Annotated in this window: 14 protein-coding genes; 8 read left to right on the top strand and 6 right to left on the bottom strand. The window is 67.2% G+C overall.

The window, feature by feature from the left end; genetic code table 11:
* Window positions 1–100: 100 nt before the first annotated feature.
* Window positions 101–2,848 carry a phosphoenolpyruvate carboxylase gene (gene ppc / locus CHINAEXTREME_RS12290; RefSeq protein WP_007141638.1) on the bottom strand — a complete coding sequence of 916 codons (2,748 nt, stop codon included), beginning with the start codon at window positions 2,846–2,848 and terminating at the stop codon, window positions 101–103.
* A 692-nt stretch (window positions 2,849–3,540) separates the two neighbouring features.
* On the opposite strand from ppc, the gene CHINAEXTREME_RS12285 reads away from it, so the two are divergent.
* The 3 genes from CHINAEXTREME_RS12285 to CHINAEXTREME_RS12275 all read left to right on the top strand — a co-directional run bounded on the left by CHINAEXTREME_RS12285 (window position 3,541) and on the right by CHINAEXTREME_RS12275 (window position 7,199).
* Window positions 3,541–4,446: a universal stress protein gene (locus tag CHINAEXTREME_RS12285; RefSeq protein WP_007141637.1), complete on the top strand. Its 906-nt coding sequence runs from the start codon at window positions 3,541–3,543 to the stop codon at window positions 4,444–4,446.
* A gap of 69 nt (window positions 4,447–4,515) precedes the next feature.
* Window positions 4,516–6,102 (top strand): succinic semialdehyde dehydrogenase, encoded by a 1,587-nt coding sequence (locus CHINAEXTREME_RS12280; RefSeq protein ID WP_007141636.1) that lies wholly within the window; start codon window positions 4,516–4,518, stop codon window positions 6,100–6,102.
* Complete coding sequence (locus tag CHINAEXTREME_RS12275; RefSeq protein ID WP_010546739.1) at window positions 6,090–7,199, top strand: SDR family oxidoreductase; 1,110 nt, start codon at window positions 6,090–6,092, stop codon at window positions 7,197–7,199. The genes CHINAEXTREME_RS12280 and CHINAEXTREME_RS12275 overlap by 13 nt, the downstream gene beginning before the upstream one ends.
* 25 nt (window positions 7,200–7,224) lie before the next feature.
* Here CHINAEXTREME_RS12275 and CHINAEXTREME_RS12270 read toward each other — a convergent pair whose 3' ends face one another.
* Window positions 7,225–8,658 carry a sulfatase family protein gene (locus CHINAEXTREME_RS12270; protein ID WP_007141634.1) on the bottom strand — a complete coding sequence of 478 codons (1,434 nt, stop codon included), beginning with the start codon at window positions 8,656–8,658 and terminating at the stop codon, window positions 7,225–7,227.
* 121 nt (window positions 8,659–8,779) lie between these two features.
* On the opposite strand from CHINAEXTREME_RS12270, the gene CHINAEXTREME_RS12265 reads away from it, so the two are divergent.
* Both CHINAEXTREME_RS12265 and CHINAEXTREME_RS12260 read left to right on the top strand, forming a co-directional pair.
* Window positions 8,780–9,211, top strand: a complete 432-nt coding sequence (locus tag CHINAEXTREME_RS12265) for a universal stress protein (protein ID WP_007141633.1) — start codon at window positions 8,780–8,782, stop codon at window positions 9,209–9,211.
* Window positions 9,212–9,280: 69 nt separating this feature from the next.
* Window positions 9,281–9,742, top strand: coding sequence for a universal stress protein (locus tag CHINAEXTREME_RS12260; protein WP_007141632.1), 462 nt, complete (start codon window positions 9,281–9,283; stop codon window positions 9,740–9,742).
* Between the two features lie 74 nt (window positions 9,743–9,816).
* On the opposite strand, the gene CHINAEXTREME_RS12255 is transcribed toward CHINAEXTREME_RS12260, so the two are convergent.
* The 4 genes from CHINAEXTREME_RS12255 to CHINAEXTREME_RS12240 all read right to left on the bottom strand — a co-directional run bounded on the left by CHINAEXTREME_RS12255 (window position 9,817) and on the right by CHINAEXTREME_RS12240 (window position 12,215).
* Window positions 9,817–10,293, bottom strand: a complete 477-nt coding sequence (locus CHINAEXTREME_RS12255) for a universal stress protein (protein ID WP_007141631.1) — start codon at window positions 10,291–10,293, stop codon at window positions 9,817–9,819.
* 66 nt (window positions 10,294–10,359) lie between these two features.
* On the bottom strand, window positions 10,360–10,860 hold the full coding sequence (locus tag CHINAEXTREME_RS12250; RefSeq protein WP_007141630.1) for a universal stress protein: 501 nt from the start codon (window positions 10,858–10,860) through the stop codon (window positions 10,360–10,362).
* Window positions 10,857–11,279, bottom strand: a complete 423-nt coding sequence (locus tag CHINAEXTREME_RS12245) for a universal stress protein (protein WP_007141629.1) — start codon at window positions 11,277–11,279, stop codon at window positions 10,857–10,859. Before CHINAEXTREME_RS12245 ends, CHINAEXTREME_RS12250 begins: the two co-directional genes overlap by 4 nt.
* 153 nt (window positions 11,280–11,432) lie before the next feature.
* A complete protein-coding gene (locus CHINAEXTREME_RS12240) occupies window positions 11,433–12,215 on the bottom strand; it encodes a beta-ketoacyl-ACP reductase (RefSeq protein WP_007141628.1) in 783 nt (260 codons plus the stop codon).
* A gap of 438 nt (window positions 12,216–12,653) precedes the next feature.
* Between CHINAEXTREME_RS12240 and CHINAEXTREME_RS12235 the strand changes: the two genes are divergently transcribed.
* The 3 genes from CHINAEXTREME_RS12235 (at window position 12,654) to CHINAEXTREME_RS12225 (ending at window position 17,154) form a co-directional block, all read left to right on the top strand.
* Window positions 12,654–15,392 (top strand): cation-translocating P-type ATPase, encoded by a 2,739-nt coding sequence (locus tag CHINAEXTREME_RS12235; protein WP_010546738.1) that lies wholly within the window; start codon window positions 12,654–12,656, stop codon window positions 15,390–15,392.
* Between the two features lie 319 nt (window positions 15,393–15,711).
* On the top strand, window positions 15,712–16,116 hold the full coding sequence (locus CHINAEXTREME_RS12230; protein ID WP_029601632.1) for a universal stress protein: 405 nt from the start codon (window positions 15,712–15,714) through the stop codon (window positions 16,114–16,116).
* A 150-nt stretch (window positions 16,117–16,266) separates the two neighbouring features.
* On the top strand, window positions 16,267–17,154 hold the full coding sequence (locus CHINAEXTREME_RS12225) for a universal stress protein (protein ID WP_007141624.1): 888 nt from the start codon (window positions 16,267–16,269) through the stop codon (window positions 17,152–17,154).
* Window positions 17,155–17,182: the final 28 nt, after the last annotated feature.

Raw genomic sequence — 17,182 nt, 5'->3', positions numbered from 1 at the left:
CGAGTTCGACGGCGCGCCGATCCGCAGTCGGTACACTCGAGCCGAACGCGGTGTGAGAGTCAGTGAACGGGGCGCCGGCTACCGGACGACTCCACTATCACTACCCCGTATTCTTCATCCCGGCCGCGATCCCCTTGACCGTCAGCCGCAGCGTTCGCTCTTCGACGTCCGTCCGGTGGGTCTGGTCGAGCAGGTACACCTGCAGCAGGTTCAGCGGATCGACGTACGGGTTTCGCCGCTCGAGGTTCTCGCCGAGCCAGTCGCGGGTATGCAACTCGTCGCGGCGGCCGATCGTCTTGATCAGGTCCGAGGCCCGCTCGTACTCCTCGCTCACGCGGGGGAAGAACCGCTCGCGCAGGTCGTCGTCGGCCAGGTCGGCGTACTGCTCGGCGATCTCGAGTTCGGTCCGGGACAGCGACAGCGCGGCGTTATCGAGGGTGGTCCGGAAGAACGCCCACTCGTCGTACATCTCCTGGAGCGTCTCGATCGAACCGCCGTCGTCTCGCGGTTCCTCGCCGCTCGACGTTCCCGAGGAGCGTGGCTCCTCGCCCTCGAGGTAGGCGTCGATCCCGGCCGCGATGGCGTACCAGCCAGGCAGGATACACCGCGACTGCGTCCAGGAGAACACCCACGGGATCGCCCGGAGGTCCTCGACCGTGCGCTCGCCGCTGCGGGAAGCCGGCCGCGATCCCAGGTTGAGATCCTCGATGACCGTGATCGGCGTCGCCTGCTCGAAGTACTGGACGAAGCCGTCGCTCTCGAGCAGATCGCGGTACTCCCGTCGGGCGGCGTCGGCCATGATCTCCATCGCCTCGGTCCACTCATCGGCGACCTCCTCCTCGGGTTGCTCGATCGCCCGCTTGCGTGCCCGGAGCTGGGCGTTCAGCATCTGCTCGATGTTGCGTTCGGCGATCCGGGGATTGGCGTACTTCTCCGCGATGGCCTCTCCCTGTTCGGTGAACTTGACCTGGCCCGTGACGGTGCTGTTCGGCAGGGCGAGCAGGGCCTCGTTCATCGGGCCGCCGCCACGCGAGATCGAGCCGCCACGGCCGTGGAACAGCCGCATCGTGACGTCGTGGTCGTCACAGATCTCGCCGAGTCGCCGCTGGTTCTTGTACAGCGACCAGTTCGCGGCGAGAAAGCCGTTCTCCTTGTTCGAGTCCGAGTACCCCAGCATGATCTCCTGGGTCCGGCCGCGGGCCTCGAGCGCCTTCGCGTATGCCTCGTTCTCGAACAGCGTCCCCATGATCCGCCGGGCACCCGAGAGGGCGTACTCGGTCTCGAGCAGCGGCACGATGTCGATCCCGCAGTGTTCCGGCAGGGAGACGACGCCGGCCTGATCGGCGAGGAACAGCACCTCGAGAACGTGGCTGGGATCTTCGGTCATCGAGATGGCGTAGGTATCGATGGCCTCGACGCCGTACTCGGTCTGCCAGTCGCCGAGTTCGTCGAACAGGCGCAGAACCCGCGCCGAGTCTTCCGAGAGGTCCGCGTCCCGGAGTTCGCCGAGGTCGATCACCGACTCGTCCTGGAGGACCGCGTCGGTCAGCAACTCCACGCGCTCGTCCTCCGAGAGCGCACGGTAGTCGATTCCCTCGGTCTCGAGGGCTTCGGCGATGGCTTCGGTGTGTTTCGCCTGGTGGTCACGCAGGTCGAGACTCGCCAGCGAGAAGCCGAAGGTGGCGACGCGTCGCCGGATCGGATCGACGTGGGCATCGACGACGCTCTCGCCGCCGTTGTCCCGCAGGCTCTCGGCGATGACCTCCAGGTCCTCCCGGAGTTCGTCGGCGTCGTCGTAGCCGCCGGGCCGAACGTCGCCGACCCGGTCGAGCCGTTCGCGCATGAGCTTGAGTTTCTGACGGTAGGGTTCGTCCGGGTACCGATCCTCGGCCTCCCGGGCGGTCCCGGGGAGCCGCTCGCGGTCGCGCTCGAGCGAGGCTTCGAACGCCGATCCCGCGGTGATCCGGCTGCCGTCCTGGCTGAGGACCCCGGAGAGGCGCTTGAGCTGGTCGCGGTACTTCTCGAGGATGACCGCACGCTGGCGCTCGAGCGTGGCCGCGGTCACTTCGGGGGTGACGTAGGGGTTGCCGTCGCGGTCGCTGCCGGCCCACGAGCGGAACTCGAAGAGCTTCGGCACCTCGAGGTCGCCCTCGATTTCTTCGTCGATCGCGTCGGCAAGTTCGTCGTACACCTCGCCGACGACGTCGAACAGCGTGTTCTCGAGGTACCACTGGACGTTTCGGGCCTCGTCTTCGGGTTCGGGTTGGCGGTTGCGGACCTGTGGGGTCTGCCAGAGGCTCGTCACCTCGGCGTCGACGTCGCGCCAGACCTGCCGTTTCTCCTTGTCGGTTAACAGCCGCTCGTCGACGGTCTCGAGGTACGTCGAGATGGTCCGGAGCTTCGATTTGACGGTCTTGCGCCGTGCCTCCGTCGGGTGGGCGGTGAACGTCGGCTCGATGAGCACGTCGTCGAGCACCTGCCGGGCGGTCTCGAGGTCTACCTCTCCCAGTTCCTCGGCGGCAGTCTCGAGGCTGTCCTCGAGCGTTTCCTCCTGGGAATCGGTTCGGATCGAGCGGACGCGTTCGCGTTCTTCCGCGAGGTTGATCAGTTCGAAGTACGTCGTGAACGCTCGAGAAACGATCCGTTGCTGGTGTGGGGAGAGTCCCTCGAGTTCCGCGATCAGCGGCTCCCGGGACTCGAGGTCGCCCGACCGATAGGCGATGGCATTTCGCCGGCAGGACTCGACGGTCTCGAACGCGTTCCGGGACGTTTGCTCCTCAAGAACGTCTCCGAGCAACGCGCCGAGTTCGCGGACGTCCTGGCGGACGTCCCTGTTGTGCAGGTGCATAACACACCCATGGTCACGGGGATGTAAAAAATCCTTGGTGGAGTTTACAATCGCCGCATTCGGAACGTCCTCGAACGACAACAATTCTTGATGATAGATAGGAACGGTTTAGCGGATGGTTTCGGCACCACCTGCCTGGAGAGCGAATCGTCTGTCGTACGATGAGAAACCTTACTTCAGTTCTCAATTGTGTTATGGCCCAACATCGCCGACGGTCGATGCCTTCGATCGGCCGCCGGACGGTACCGACGTTCCGACTGTTCGGCCCGTCCCGCCTCCGGGACGACGACCGAAACCGGTTGGAGCGTCGCGAGGGTCCGGTGGCCACACGACGCTTACTACTACCGGGCGGCGCTGACGAAGAAATAGTTTGACATCGAATTTAATACGACTAGTGAATAACAGCTACCTGGCATTTTGATCAGATACGGTCGAATCGATAATCTCAGTTACCTCGGTGAAAAACACCACGAATGCCTGTTTTACCGGATATTAACTCGAGTCGTTTTCCGTCTCGCTTTTCGAGGTATTTCCATACGGAAACCACCATATAGCTAGATCTGATATAGAGTCGATAAACCGTCTCCCGAACCGTCCATCCCTCGAGAACTGGCACGGCCCGCTCCCCCGACCGCCGCGCACCTTTATTCCGGTCGGCGACGAACCTCGAAACGTTCCACGAGAGCAGTACCATGTCATACCACGTTCTCGTGCCCGTCGACGGTTCGGATCGGGGATTCGCCGCCCTCGAGTACGCGCTCACCTCGTTTCCGGACGCATCGATCACTGCCCTTCACGTCGACGACCCGCGTCACGACCCCGGGACGGGCATCGGTGATTCATCGCCGGCCGAACCCCCCGATGGTCGGGAGGACGGGGGCGTCCTCGAGCGCGCGGCCGACCGCGCGGACGAGTCCGAACACGACGGCGAGTTCCGGATGGAGCAACGGGAGGGGCGACCGCACGCCGAGATCCTCTCGGTCACGGCCGGTGACGATGACGACCGCGGCGTCGATCACGTCGTCCTGGGCAGTCACGGGGCGTCGCCGATCGACCAACCGTTCCTCGGACGCGTCAGCGAGGCCGTGGTCCGACGCGCCCCGGTCACGACGACGGTCGTTCCGGAGTCGACCGATGCGATCCGCGAGCGCCAGTTCCCCGGCAAGGTGTTGGTCCCGGTCGACGGCTCCGAACAGTCGACGGCAGCCCTCGAGTACGCGCTCGCGACCTTCCCGGAAGCGCGCCATACCGCCTTCCACGCCCTGGCGCTGCCGGTCGATCGCTCGAGAGCGAGCGCCGAGGGGACGTACCTCGAGAAGATCCTGTCGGCCCACGAGCACCGCGCTGACGAACTCCTCGAGGCGGCGACCGACCTGGCCGACGAGTACGGGGCGACCCTCGAGACGGCGACGGCCGACGAGAAGCCGGCGGCAGCGATCGTCGACTACGCCGAGGCCAACGAGTTCGACCAGATCGTCATGGGGAGTCACGGCCGCTCGCTCGCGGCGCGGTTGCTCGTGGGTTCGGTAGCCGAACGGGTCGCCCGCCGCTCGCCGCGAACGGTGACGCTCGTCAGAGGTGTGTCGGCGTCGGTGTGAGTCGGCGGTTCCGCATCCGCTTGCCCGTCCGACCGAAATTTCATGTAGCCGCGAGTGAACGTGTAGGATATGGCACAGACGACGGAGTCGACGGTCCTCGAGCGGACGGGGATCACGACCGATCTGCTCGACCGGCTCACCGCACGTATCGAGACGGTCGGCGACCGGTCGGAGATCGAGGTTCGGACGCCGGTCGCCGACGAGGGGATCGCCTCCGTACCGGCCTGCGACCCCGCGGACGTCGCCGCCGCGGTCGAGCGAGCGCGGCCCGCGCAAGCGGCGTGGGCGAACAGGCCGATCGAGGAGCGGGCCGCCGTCCTCGAGCGGTTCGGCGACCTCGTCGGGGAGTACCGCGAGGAGTTGCTCGACGTCGTCCAACTGGAGACCGGCAAGGCGCGCCACCACGCACTCGAGGAGGTACTGGACGTGCCGCTGACGTGTTCGTACTACGCCGAGAACGGACCCGCTGTCCTCGGGGACGAGGAGCGCTCGGGAGCGGTTCCGCTCGCGGCCGACGCGACGGTCACGTACGACCCGGTCGGCGTCGTCGGCGTGATCTCCCCGTGGAACTATCCGCTGACGCTGGCGATGACCGACGCGATCCCCGCCCTGCTGGCCGGCAACGCCGTCGTCTGCAAACCCGACGAACGGACGCCGTTGATCGCGCTCGCCCTCGCCGACCTCCTCGAGAAGGCGGGACTCCCGGAGGGGGTGTTCGGGATCGTCACCGGCGAAGGGGCGACGGCCGGGCCCGCCCTGATCGACGAGGTCGACTACGTCGCGTTCACCGGGGGTACGGAGACCGGCCGAGCGGTCGCCGAGCGGGCCGGCCGGAACCTGATCGACTGTTCCCTCGAACTCGGCGGGAAGAACCCGATGCTCGTCCTCGAGGACGCCGACGTCGAGACGGCGGCCCGCGGCGCGGTCAAGGGGGCGTTCACAAATGCGGGCCAGCTCTGTCTGGCCCCCGAGCGGATCTACGTCGACGAACGGCGGTACGACGAGTTTCTCGACGCCTTCGTCGGTGCGACCCGGTCGCTCTCGGTCGGGCTCGCGTTCGAGTACGGCCCGGACGTCGGCTCGCTGATCGACGGGGACCACCTCGAGCAGGTCCGCGAACACGTCGAGGACGCGGTCGACGACGGCGCCGCGCTGCTCTCGGGCGGCCGCGCTCGGCCCGACGTCGGGCCCTTCTGCTACGAGCCGACGATCCTGACCGACGTCGACCCCGACTCGCGGGTCGCCTGCGAGGAGACGTTCGGCCCCGTCGTCTCGGTCGTCCCCGTCGCGGACGTCGACGAGGCGGTCGAGCGGGCCAACGACACGTCGTACGGACTCAATGCCAGCGTCTGGACGCAGGACCGCGATCGCGGCCGGGCGGTCGCCCGCCGGATAGACTGCGGCACCGTCTGCGTCAACGACCCGTACACGGTCGGCTGGGCAGCCGTCGACGCCCCGATGGGCGGGTTCGGCGACTCAGGGCTCGGCCGGCGGCACGGCCCCGAAGGCCTCCGCCGCTACGTCGACGCCCGAACGATCGCGACCTCGCGGATCGGCCCGCTCGACGCGCCGCCGGGGATCGATCCCGGCTGGTTCGCCCGGATCATGTCCGGACTGACAACGGTCCGGCGGCGGCTGACGAGGTGGGTGCCGTGACCGTGACCGACGCCGCCGACACCGAGGTGTTTCTCACCGGCTTCCCCGGCTTCCTGGGGTCGGCCCTGCTCGAGCGGCTGTTAGCCCGCGGGGACGGGCCGGTCGCCTGCCTGGTCCAGCCCCGATACCTCGAGACCGCGCGCCGTCGGGCGCGGGAGATCACCGATGGGCTCGCGGGCGTCGACGACGAGGACGTTCGCCTGCTCGAGGGCGATATCACCGAGCCGGACCTGGGACTGGACGACGCGGCGGCGCTCGACGACGTCGGCGAGGTCTACCACCTCGCGGCCGTCTACGACCTCGGGGTCGACCGCGACCTGGCGGAGGCGGTCAACGTCGGGGGGACCGAACACGTCCTCGAGTTCGTCGAGGAACGCGGCGCTCGCCTCCACTACGTGAGCACCTGCTACGTCAGCGGTCGCTACGACGGCGTCTTCACCGAGGACCACCTGCGGGAGGGCCAGTCGTTCAACAACCACTACGAGGAGACCAAGTACCGCGCGGAGGTGGCGGTCCAGGAGCGGATGGCCGACGGACTCCCCGCAACGATCTACCGCCCCGCGATCGTCGTCGGGGACAGCCGGACCGGCGAGACCGACAAGTACGACGGCCCATACTACCTGCTACGGCTGCTGCTGGCTCAGCCGTCCTGGCTCTCGGTGACGTTCGCGCCGCCGGGCGCGGACGGGGCCGAACTCAACGTCGTCCCCCGCGACTTCGTCGTCGACGCCATTGCCTCTCTCAGCGACCGCGAAGAGTCCGTCGGCGAGGTCTATCAGCTGTGTGACCCCGCGCCGCTTCCCGTCTCGCGGTTCGTGGACGTGCTCGCCGACGCGGCCGGTCACCGTACCGTCGGCGTGCCGACGACGAAGTCACTCGCGCGGGCGGTGACCGAACGTCTCGAGGCCTGGCTCGATGTCGACCTCGAGCCGGCGACCCTCGACTACCTCGACCACCCGACGCGGTACGCCTGCCCGGCGACCCGTCGGGCGCTCGCGGGCAGCGGGATCGAGGTGCCGCCCTTCGAATCCTACGCGGACCGGCTGGTCGACTACGTGCGCCGGAACCCGGACGTACGCGACGACGCGATGGTCTGACCGCGTCGGCTACGACTCGCGTCGGCTACGACTCGTAGGGCCACGTCGTGATCGCCCCGTAATCCCCGGGGACGACAGGCCCGTCGAGTAATGGGTCGTCAGTCGCCGCCATCCACTCGTGGAGCTGGCGGGCGAGGTCCTCGCGGACGTCCTGGTACCGGGGTTCGAAGACGACGTTCTCGTTCTCCTGAGGGCTCTCCTCGAGGTCGTACAGTTCCTCGTACGGACGTGGCGGGACGGCGTCGCTCTCCCGGACGGCCCGGCCGGCTTCGCTCGCGAAGACGTCCTTGGTGAGGTACACTTCCGGGAGGTGCCAGAAGCTCCGAATGTACTTGTACTGCTCCGTCCGGATCGCTCGGACCGGGTTGTACATGTCGTGCCAGGTCATCCCGGCGAACACCCGTTCGCGGGGCTCGTACTCGTCACCGGTCAGCAGCGACAGGAAGCTTCGCCCGTTCAGCCCGTCGGGGCGCTCGAGGTCGTCCACGACGGTGCCGTCCCTTTTCTCGTCCCCGTTCCCGTTCCCGTCCCCGCCTCCGTCGTTACCGCCGTCACCGCCGTCCCACGCGACGAGCTCGAGCAGCGTCGGTAACACGTCGACGTTGCTCACCAGTTCGTCGTACCGCGTCCCGTCGTCCGCCACGCCGGGATACCGGAGCAATAGCGCCGCCTCGATCCCCGGATCGTAGCAACTGCCCTTCGCCCGCGGGAAGGCGATCCCGTGTTCCGTCGTAAAGACGACCAGGGTTTCCTCCTCGAGACCGGTCTCGGCCAGCGCATCGAGGATCGAGCCGACGGCGTCGTCGACGGCCCGGACCATACCGTGCATCTCCGCCAGGTCCTGCCGGACGCCGCGCCGATCGGGGAGATAGGTCAGGGGTCGAACCTCGTCGGGGTCGTCCGTCTCGTAGTAGTCGCTGTCGAAGCCGAACCGGCCGTTCTCCTCCTCGACGCGATGGAGTTCGAAGAAGCCGACGGCGGCGAAGAAGGGCGCGTCGAACGCGGCTTTCTCGAGGAAGCCGGAGACCACCGAGGCGACGTTTCGCGCCCGGTTGGCCTCGTGGACATCCGGCGAGACACCCGGGTAGAGGTTCCCCTCCGAGTGGACGTACTCGTACTCGAGGCGGTCGGTGTCCTGGGTGATGTGCTGGAGCCCGAACAGGTGGGTCTCGTAGCCGAGGTCGTCGAGGTAGTGTGGGAGGATCCGTTCGCCGTCGTCGAGTTCCCAGTCGCCGTGGGCCAGCCCCATCAGGCCGTTGACGTGGGGATGGCGGCCGGTCATGAAACTGCCGCGGCTGGGCGAACACTGCGGGGCCGTCACGAAGTGATTCTCGAAGAGGGCACCGCGATCGGCGAACTCGTCGATCCGGGGTGTTTCGACGTCAGCCCCGTAACAACCGAGGTACCGACCCAGATCGTGGCAGGTAATCAGCACGACGTTCGGTCGATCGGCGGGCATGACGGGGAATACAACGATATCCCGAATAACTGTTGGGCGGCGCGGGACCGTCCACGGGTCGCCACGACCTCACGGGTACCCGGCAACACGGTTTTTTGTCCGCGGTCGACGAACGAGGGGCATGGACGTGCTGATCCCAATCGACGATTCCGATCCCGCCCGGAAGGCGGTCGCCCACGCGGTCGAATCGCACCCGGTCGACGACACCGATCTTTACCTGCTACACGTCGTCGATCTCACCACGGCGATGTACGGCGAAGAATCTCTCTACGCGTACGATGCGCTGATCGAGGCGAGGTGCGAGGCCGCCGAGCGACTGTTCGACGAGGCCGTCGAGATCGCGGCCGAGGCCGGCCACGACCCTGACGACGTCACCAGGGAGACCGTCGTCGGCCGCCCGGCCCGAGAAATCGTCGAGTACGCGGAAGACCACGGGGTCGACGCCGTCGTGATCGGGAGCCACGGCCGCAAGGGCGCGTCGCGGATCCTGCTGGGCAGCGTCGCCGAACAGGTCGTCCGGCGCGCCCCCGTCCCGGTCACCGTCGTCCGATAAGATCGACTCGAGGCCGCTGTCGCCCGCCCCCGCATAGTATTTTGCCCCTCCGCGAGGTACGGGTCCCCGATGTCCCGGAAGATACTCGTCCCAGTCGATGGCTCGCCGTTGTCCAGGCAGGCCCTCGAACACTCCCTCGAGGAGTTCGAGGATGCTACCGTAGTCGCACTCCACGTACTGGACCCGTCCGAACCCGGATACAGCACGCCGACGCCTGTCGACGTCAGAACCGAGCCGCCACGGGGCTCTGACGAGTGGTACGAACGGGCCCACGAAGAGGAGGAATCGGTCTTCGAAGAGGTAAGGGAGATAGCGGCCGAATACGACGCCGAGGTGACGACCGAAAGCACCACCGGCGAACCCACCCGCGAGATCGTCGACTACGCCGAGGAGAACGACGTCGACCACGTCGTGATCGGCAGTCACGGGCGTACCGGGCCGACGCGGCTGCTGCTGGGCAGCGTCGCCGAGGTCGTCGTCCGACGCGCGCCCGTGTCCGTCACCGTCGTTCGAGACGTGGAGGCGATCTGACCGCCGTTTCCGGCGGCCGGACGGTACACGGCCTCGAGACAGCTCGGTGGGAACGGGCGACCCCGTCGCGTCGCTTACCGCACGACTGTGACCGGAATCTCGACCCGCCTGACGACGACCTCCGCGGTACTGCCGAGACGCAGGTCCGTCGCGGTCCCCCGGGTGCTTCTACCGCGGCTCCCCATCACGACCTGATCGATCTCGGCGTCCTCGACGTAGCCGACGATCGTCTGTGGCGGGGAGCCGACCGCGGTGGCCGTCTCGATTTCGGCGTCGTCGGGGTCGACGTCGACGGCCTCGAGGGCCTCCGCGAAGAGTTCTGACGCCGCTTCCCGCTTGTTCTCGTGCCAGGCTTCGGTCAGCGGGGTCAGTCCATCCCCGTCCTCGTCCTCGTCTTCGTCTTCGTCCTCGTCGTCGGTCCGCTCGAACGGGTCGATCGCGTGAAAGAGGACGATCCGTCCGTCCGGAAAGGTCTCGAGAGCGTACTCCAGCGCCGACTGTGCGTGCCCGGACCCGTCGTGGGGGACCAGAATCGAAGTCGATCGTGACATCGGTATCGGAGTGGTGATCGAACCCAATGCGAGGAACGGTTGTAAACCTACGCCCGCCCCCCGCCGCTAAGACGGCGCGGGCACGACGAGCACGGGGATCGGCGACCGCCGAAGCAGGCGGTCGGTGACGCTCCCCAGCAGCGTCCGCTCTATATTCCCACGCCCGGTTCGCCCGACGACGAGCAGGTCGACGTCGTTGTCCGCGGCGTACGAGAGGATCGTCGAGGCGGGCCGGCCTCGCCGAACCGCGGGACGGACTTCGCAGTCGCGGCTGTCGACCGTGGCGACGACGTCCTCGACCAGTCGCCACTTCGCGCGCTCGAGGTCCGCGACCTCGGCGGCGCCGAACCGAAGCGGGTCGCTCGTCGCGTCGACGACCGAGAGGACGTGGACGATGGGCCGGTCAGGGCCATCGTCATCGGCCGCGTCGGCTATCAGGATCGCTCGCTCGAGTGCCTCGCCCGCGGCCGGGCTGCCGTCGGTCGGGACGAGGATCGAGTCGATCCGCTCGAGGTCGAAGTCGAGGTCGAGTTCGTCAGGTTCCGACCGATCTCGCGCCGGCGTCACCGGACGACCGCGACCGGGATCGGCGAGCGTCGGACGACCGTCTCGGCGACGCTGCCCAGCAGGACCCGCGAGACGCCCTCGCGGCCGTGACTCCCGATGACGATCGTGTCGACCCCGTGGTCTTCCGCGAACGCGACGATCTCGCGGTCGGGTTCCCCTGTCGCGACTTCGGTCTCGAGCTCGCGGTCGTGTTCGGCGGCCCGCTGGGCGGCCTCGTCGAGGATCGTCTGCCCCCGGTCCCGGGCCTCGTCGTCGGGGGTTACCTCCGTGGACTCGTCGAACGCGCCCCAGTAGCCTTCGGGTGCCGGAACGACGTACAGGGCGGTGACGTCCGCGTCCGGGAACTTCTCGAAGGCGTACTCGAGGGCGTCTTTCGACGGCGCCGATCCATCGTACGGGACGAGGATGCGATCGCTCATAGTTGTGGATACGTTCTCATCCGATATAATACGTCGTCCCGACTCCCGCGGAGAGAGGACGAGTGCTATCCGAACGGCTTTCCGTCCGTTCCGGGACGTTCCGTGCCGAAAACGGCAGTCGGGGAGGGGGCCGGGACGCCCTAGCTACTTCCGCTACCACTCCATCCCGCCGTTGATCCCAATGACCTGGCCCGTCATGTAGTCGGCGTAGTCCGTCGCGAGGAACCGCACCATCCCGACGATGTCCGTCGTATCGGCGAACCGGTTCAGCGGGATATCGTCCCGGATCTGCTCCCGGATCCGGTCGGGAACCTTCTCGAGCATGTCCGTCTCGGTGAACCCGGGCGCAACGCAGTTGGCCGTCGACCCGTGTCTCGCCAGTTCCAGCGCGATCGTCCGGGTAAACGCGATCAGCCCGCCCTTCGAGGTCGCGTAGTTTGCCTGCCCGTAGTTGCCCTGCTGGCCGACGACGCTCGAGATGTTGATGAGCCGTCCCTTGTCGGCGTCCTTGATGTCGTCGTAGAACGCCTTCGTGCAGTTGAACGTCCCGTTCAGGTTGACCTCCATGACCGTCGTCCAGTCCTCGTAGGTCATGTTCTCGAACTTCCGGTCTATCGTGATCCCCGCGTTGTTGACCAGGACGTCAATCGACCCGACTTCCTCGTGGACCCGTTCGACCATCTCGGAGACGTCGTCCGGGTCGGAGACGTCGGCCCCCACCGCGATCGCCGTCTCGTCGTTTTCCCGGATTCGCTCGGTCACCTCCCTGGCTTTCTCGTCGGAACTGCGGTAGTTCACGACCACGTCCGCCCCACACCGGGCGAACTCGAGTGCGATGTCACGACCGATCCCGCGCGAGGATCCGGTTACCAGACAGGTCCGGTCGGCGAGCGGGCGTCGATCCAGCGGTTCCAGCCGATGAATGGATTCTGACATGCATCCGTCGCCTCAACGTCCACCGTGTTAACAATACCCCCATATTTGCCGCGGGTTCGTCCAGGTCGCGAGTCGCGGGTTGTCCACGGTCGATACCGGCACACGTCGGCTGATCTCGCCCCCGCAACGGCATTCGAGAGGGGCGTCCCGGAGCACGGAGCTGGTGCTGAGCCGGTTCCGGCCGGGCCGCCGGGGTATTAAGATGGTCATCGTCGTAGGAGCGGCCCGCGATCGTCCGGATTCCGACCAACCCAGCGTCGGGTTCGGCGGCGACGGGAGGTCGACGGCCGGGCCCGATCTCGAGCGAAAGGCCGTTCGGGCAGGTGGCGACGTTCCGCGACGGGACCACCGTTCGCCGGATGGGCCGAGGGTACCGTCGATATCGTCCCCGCTACAGCATCGGCACGCACACCGCGACCCACTCCCCTCGACACACACGTGTCACGACCAGCATACGACGAACGAGCGGAACCTGAGTCAGACAGCGACTGGCACGCCAGTCCCATCGAGGACGTCTACGACGCACTGGCGACCTCGGAGGAGGGACTCGAGCCGTCGGAGGCGCGGGACCGCCTCGAGCGGGAGGGTCCGAACGAGATCGAAGCCGAGGAAGGGGTCTCCCGGCTCGGAATCCTGCTCGAGCAGTACTCCTCGGCGTTGATCTGGGTGCTGATCGTCGCAGCGGTCGTGATGACCGGGGTCGGACACACGCTGGATGCGGCCGTGATCGCCGCGATCGTCGTCTTCATCACGCTGTTCGGCTTCGTCCAGGACTACCGGGCCGAGCAAAGCATCCGCGCGCTCCAGGAGCTGTCGACGACCTCCGCCCTGGTCCGGCGCGGCGGCGAGAAACGGGAGGTCGACGCGACGCGGCTGGTGCCCGGCGACGTGATATTCGTCGAGTCCGGCGACGTCGTGCCGGCGGACGCCCGCGTCGTGGCAGCGTCGGACCTGCGCGTCGACGAGTCCGCCCTGACCGGCGAGAGCGTCGGGGTCTCGAAAACCACCGGGGTCGTCGATCCGGAGACGTCGCTGGCCGACAGGACGAATATCCTCTACAAGGACACCGTCGTCGAGCGGGGGTCGGGGACGGCCGTCGTCGTGGGGACCGGTTCCGACACCGAGATCGGGCGGATCGCGACCGCGCTCGAGGAGGCCGAGGAGCGCGAGACGCCGTTCCAGGCGGAGATGGATCGGCTGGGAAAGCTCATCGCGGTCGGCGTCGCGGGCGCGGTCGCGGTGATCGCGGCCGCCGAACTCCTCGTCGGCGACACGGATCCGTTGCAAGTGTTTCTCACGGCAGTGGGGATCGCCGTCTCGGCCGTTCCGGAGGGGCTCCCGGCAGTCGTCACCCTCTCGCTCGCGCTCGGCGCTCGCCGGATGGCCGACCGCAACGCGCTCGTTCGCCGGCTCCCGGTCGTCGAGGCGCTCGGCTCCGTCGACGTCATCTGCACGGACAAGACGGGGACGCTTACCGAGGAAGAGATGACCGTCCAGCGGATCGTCGCCAACCGCGAGGGCTACGAGGTGACGGGGACGGGCTACGACGCCGACGGCGAAGTGCTCCGAGACGGCGAGCCGGTCGAGACCGAGCGCGTCGGCGAAGTGCTTCGCTGTGGGATGCTCTGTAACGACGTCGAGATCGGGAGACGGGAACGCGCTGACGACGTCACCGGCGGGGACGGCGAGGACGGCGAGCGGACCTACCTCGGCGACCCCACCGAAATCGCGCTGTTCGTCGCCGCCCAGAAGGCCGGATTCGACCGTCGGGAACTCGAGGAGTCTTTCCCCCGCGTGGGCGAGATCGGGTTCACCTCGACCCGAAAGCGGATGACGACGATCCACCGGACGCCGGATGGCGACTCGATCGCGTACACCAAGGGCGCGCCGGAGGTCGTCCTCGATCGGTGCGACCGCGAACTCGTCGACGGCGAGATCGTTTCCCTCTCGGACGACCGCCGGGCGGAGATCGAACGGCGGTACGAGTCGCTCGCGGCCGACGCGTTCCGCGTGATGGGGTTCGCGTTCGATCCCGACGTCCCGGAATCGCAGGTCGAGGACCCGGGCCCGGACGAGGACCTCGAGTCGGGGCTGGTGTTTCTCGGTCTGCAGGGGATGCTCGACCCGCCGCGTCCCGAGGTCGCCGACGCGCTCGCGGCCTGTCTGTCGGCGGGGATCGACGTGGTGATGGTAACCGGCGATAACGCCGCGACGGCGCGCGCGGTCGGGGAAGAGATCGGCCTCCGTTCGGCACGGGTCGTCTCGGGTCCCGACCTCGAGGGGATGGACGACGACGAGTTGCACGAGATCGTCGAGGACGTCGACATCGTCGCGCGCACTTCTCCCGCACACAAGACGCAGATCCTCCGGACGTTACAGGAGAAAGGACACACCGTGGCGATGACCGGTGACGGGGTCAACGACGCGCCCGCGGTAAAAAACGCGGACGTCGGCGTCGCCATGGGGATCCGTGGGACCGACGTCACCGAACAGTCCTCCGACGTCGTACTCCTCGACGACAACTTCGCGACGATCCGGGATGCGGTGAAAGGAGGCCGCCGGATCTTCGACAACGTCCGCAAGTTCGTCAACTTCCTGCTATGCTGGAACGCCGGCGAGGTGTTGCTCGTGTTCTCCGGCTCGCTGCTCGGGTTCGGACTCGTGATCACTCCCGTACAGATCCTCTGGATCAACGTGGTCACCGACGGTCTCCCCGCGCTCTCGATGGGCGTCGATCCGGCGACCGACGACGTCATGGACAGGGGCCCCAGACCGCCCGACGAAGGTGTGATTACCGACCGGATCACAGTCTCGATCCTGGGCGTCGGTGCCCTCATCGCGGCGACGATCATGCCGCTTTTCTACATCCATCGGGCCGACGTCGAACTCGCGCGAACGATGGTGTTTACGTCCCTCGTGGTCTTCGAGATCGCTGGCATCCAGGCGGTCCGCTGGCGATACGGACACGGGCCGTTCTCCAATCGGTGGCTCGTGATCGGCGTGGCAGTCGCGCTCGGGTTGCAACTCTTCTTGCTGTACACGCCCGTCGCGGTGCTCTTCGACGTCGTCCCGCTGGCGCTCGTCCACTGGGGGCAGATCGGCCTCGCCCTTGCGACCTTCGGCGCGTTGCTCGCCGCCCTCGAGCACATGCTGGATCGGTACTACGACCGGTACTGATACGGATCCCTGTCCCGATTTCGCGGCGCAACCGCCGCCGAGTCGCGGGTACGCCGGAACTGACGGACAGTAACCCGTATGAGTTCCGGCACACCGCCGCCGGTCGCCTGGCCTCGATGGAATCCGGGGCAAAGAATCGATGCCGTCGCTCGAGTCGAACACGATCCGGCGGGACACGACCCGCGGAACGACTTCCACGTCACGCCAGGTACGATACTGCACGCCGAACGAGGGCGGCAGTCCGAGCGCCGAACGTCGGACCTATCAACTCTCGATCGTGTGGGCAAACGAACTTGCCGATCCGTCGCGTGGAGAGGGTATGACTCGGGTACTGGTCCCGGTCGACGGCTCGGCGGAAGCAGAGCGAGCACTGGAATCGGCGTTCGAGTTGTTTCCCGACGCCGAGGTCCACGTCCTCCACGTGGTACAGGTCACTCGTATTCCGTCCGACCCGGAGACGACACCTTACGAATACGCCAAAGAGAAGGGGAAAGGGTTTCTCGAGGACGCCGAGGCGATCGCAGCCGAGTACGATCGGAACATCGAAACGGCGCTCACCGAGGGTCACGCCGGACGAACCATTCGGAACTACATCGACGATCACGACATCGATCACGTCGTCATCGGAAGCACCGGCCGATCGGGGGTGTCGAGGGTGCTGCTCGGCAGCGTCGCCGAGACGGTCGCCCGTCGGTCCCCCGTTTCGGTCACGATCGTTCGGTGACGGCCGGCCATCGCCGCTCTCGATCGACACCGGCGGCCCTCGACCCGAGCAGCGGCCGACCCCTGGTGAGCGACCGTGGTTCGGGTTTATACGGGTCGCCATGGAAGGTCGAGTCGATCGGGCGAGCCACCGCTCGCACCGACGATAGCCATGCCACAACACGTCCTCGTTCCGCTCGACGGCTCGGATCACGGGTTCGCGGGCCTGGAGTACAGCCTCGAGTCGTTTCCCGACGCGTCGATCACCGCACTCTCAGTGATCGATCCCACGCACGATCACACCGCGACGGTGGGGTCGTCCGAATCACCGCTGGAGCGTGCCGAGGCGCAGCGGGACGCGGTCCTCGAGCGCGCGGCTGACCGGGGGGACGATCACGGCCGGGAGATACGGACCCTGGGTCGAACCGGCCGCCCACACACCGAGATACTCACGGTCGTGACCGACGAAAACATCGACCACGTCGTGCTGGGGAGCCACGGCGAATCACCGATCACGAGCCCGTTTCTCGGCCACGTGAGCGAGGCCGTCCTGCGCCGGGCCCCCGTCTCGACGACGATCGTTCCCGAGTCGACCGCGGCGCTTCGCGAGCGCGACATCCCCGGAGAGATCCTCGTCCCGGTCGACGGCTCGGAACAGGCCGAGGCCGCACTCGAGTACGTACTCGAGACGTTCCCCGGCGGCTCCTACACCGGGTTTCACGTGCTCGAACTCCCGTTCGATCGGTCTCCGGAGGCCGTCGAGGGGACCTACCTCGAGGGGGTTCGGACCGACTACGAAGACCGCGCCGATGAGATCCTCGCGTCAGCGACGGCGCGTGCGGACGAACGGGGCGTGTCGATCGAGACGGCGACCGCGTCCGGAACGCCCGCCGAGGAGATCATCGACTACGCGGTGGCGAACGAATACAGCCAGATCGTGATGGGGAGCCACGGACGCTCGCTCCCGGCGCGATTGATAACCGGGTCGGTCGCGGAACGGGTCGCCCGGCGCTCGCCACGGACGGTCACTCTGGTCCGGGGGAACCCGACGACGGACTGAGGCCGTGTCGCCCGCAGCCGCCAGCTCG

The sequence above is a fragment of the Halobiforma lacisalsi AJ5 genome (genome assembly GCF_000226975.2).
Taxonomy (GTDB): Archaea; Halobacteriota; Halobacteria; order Halobacteriales; family Natrialbaceae; genus Natronobacterium; species Natronobacterium lacisalsi.
This window is presented reverse-complemented; position numbering and strand designations above follow the sequence as displayed.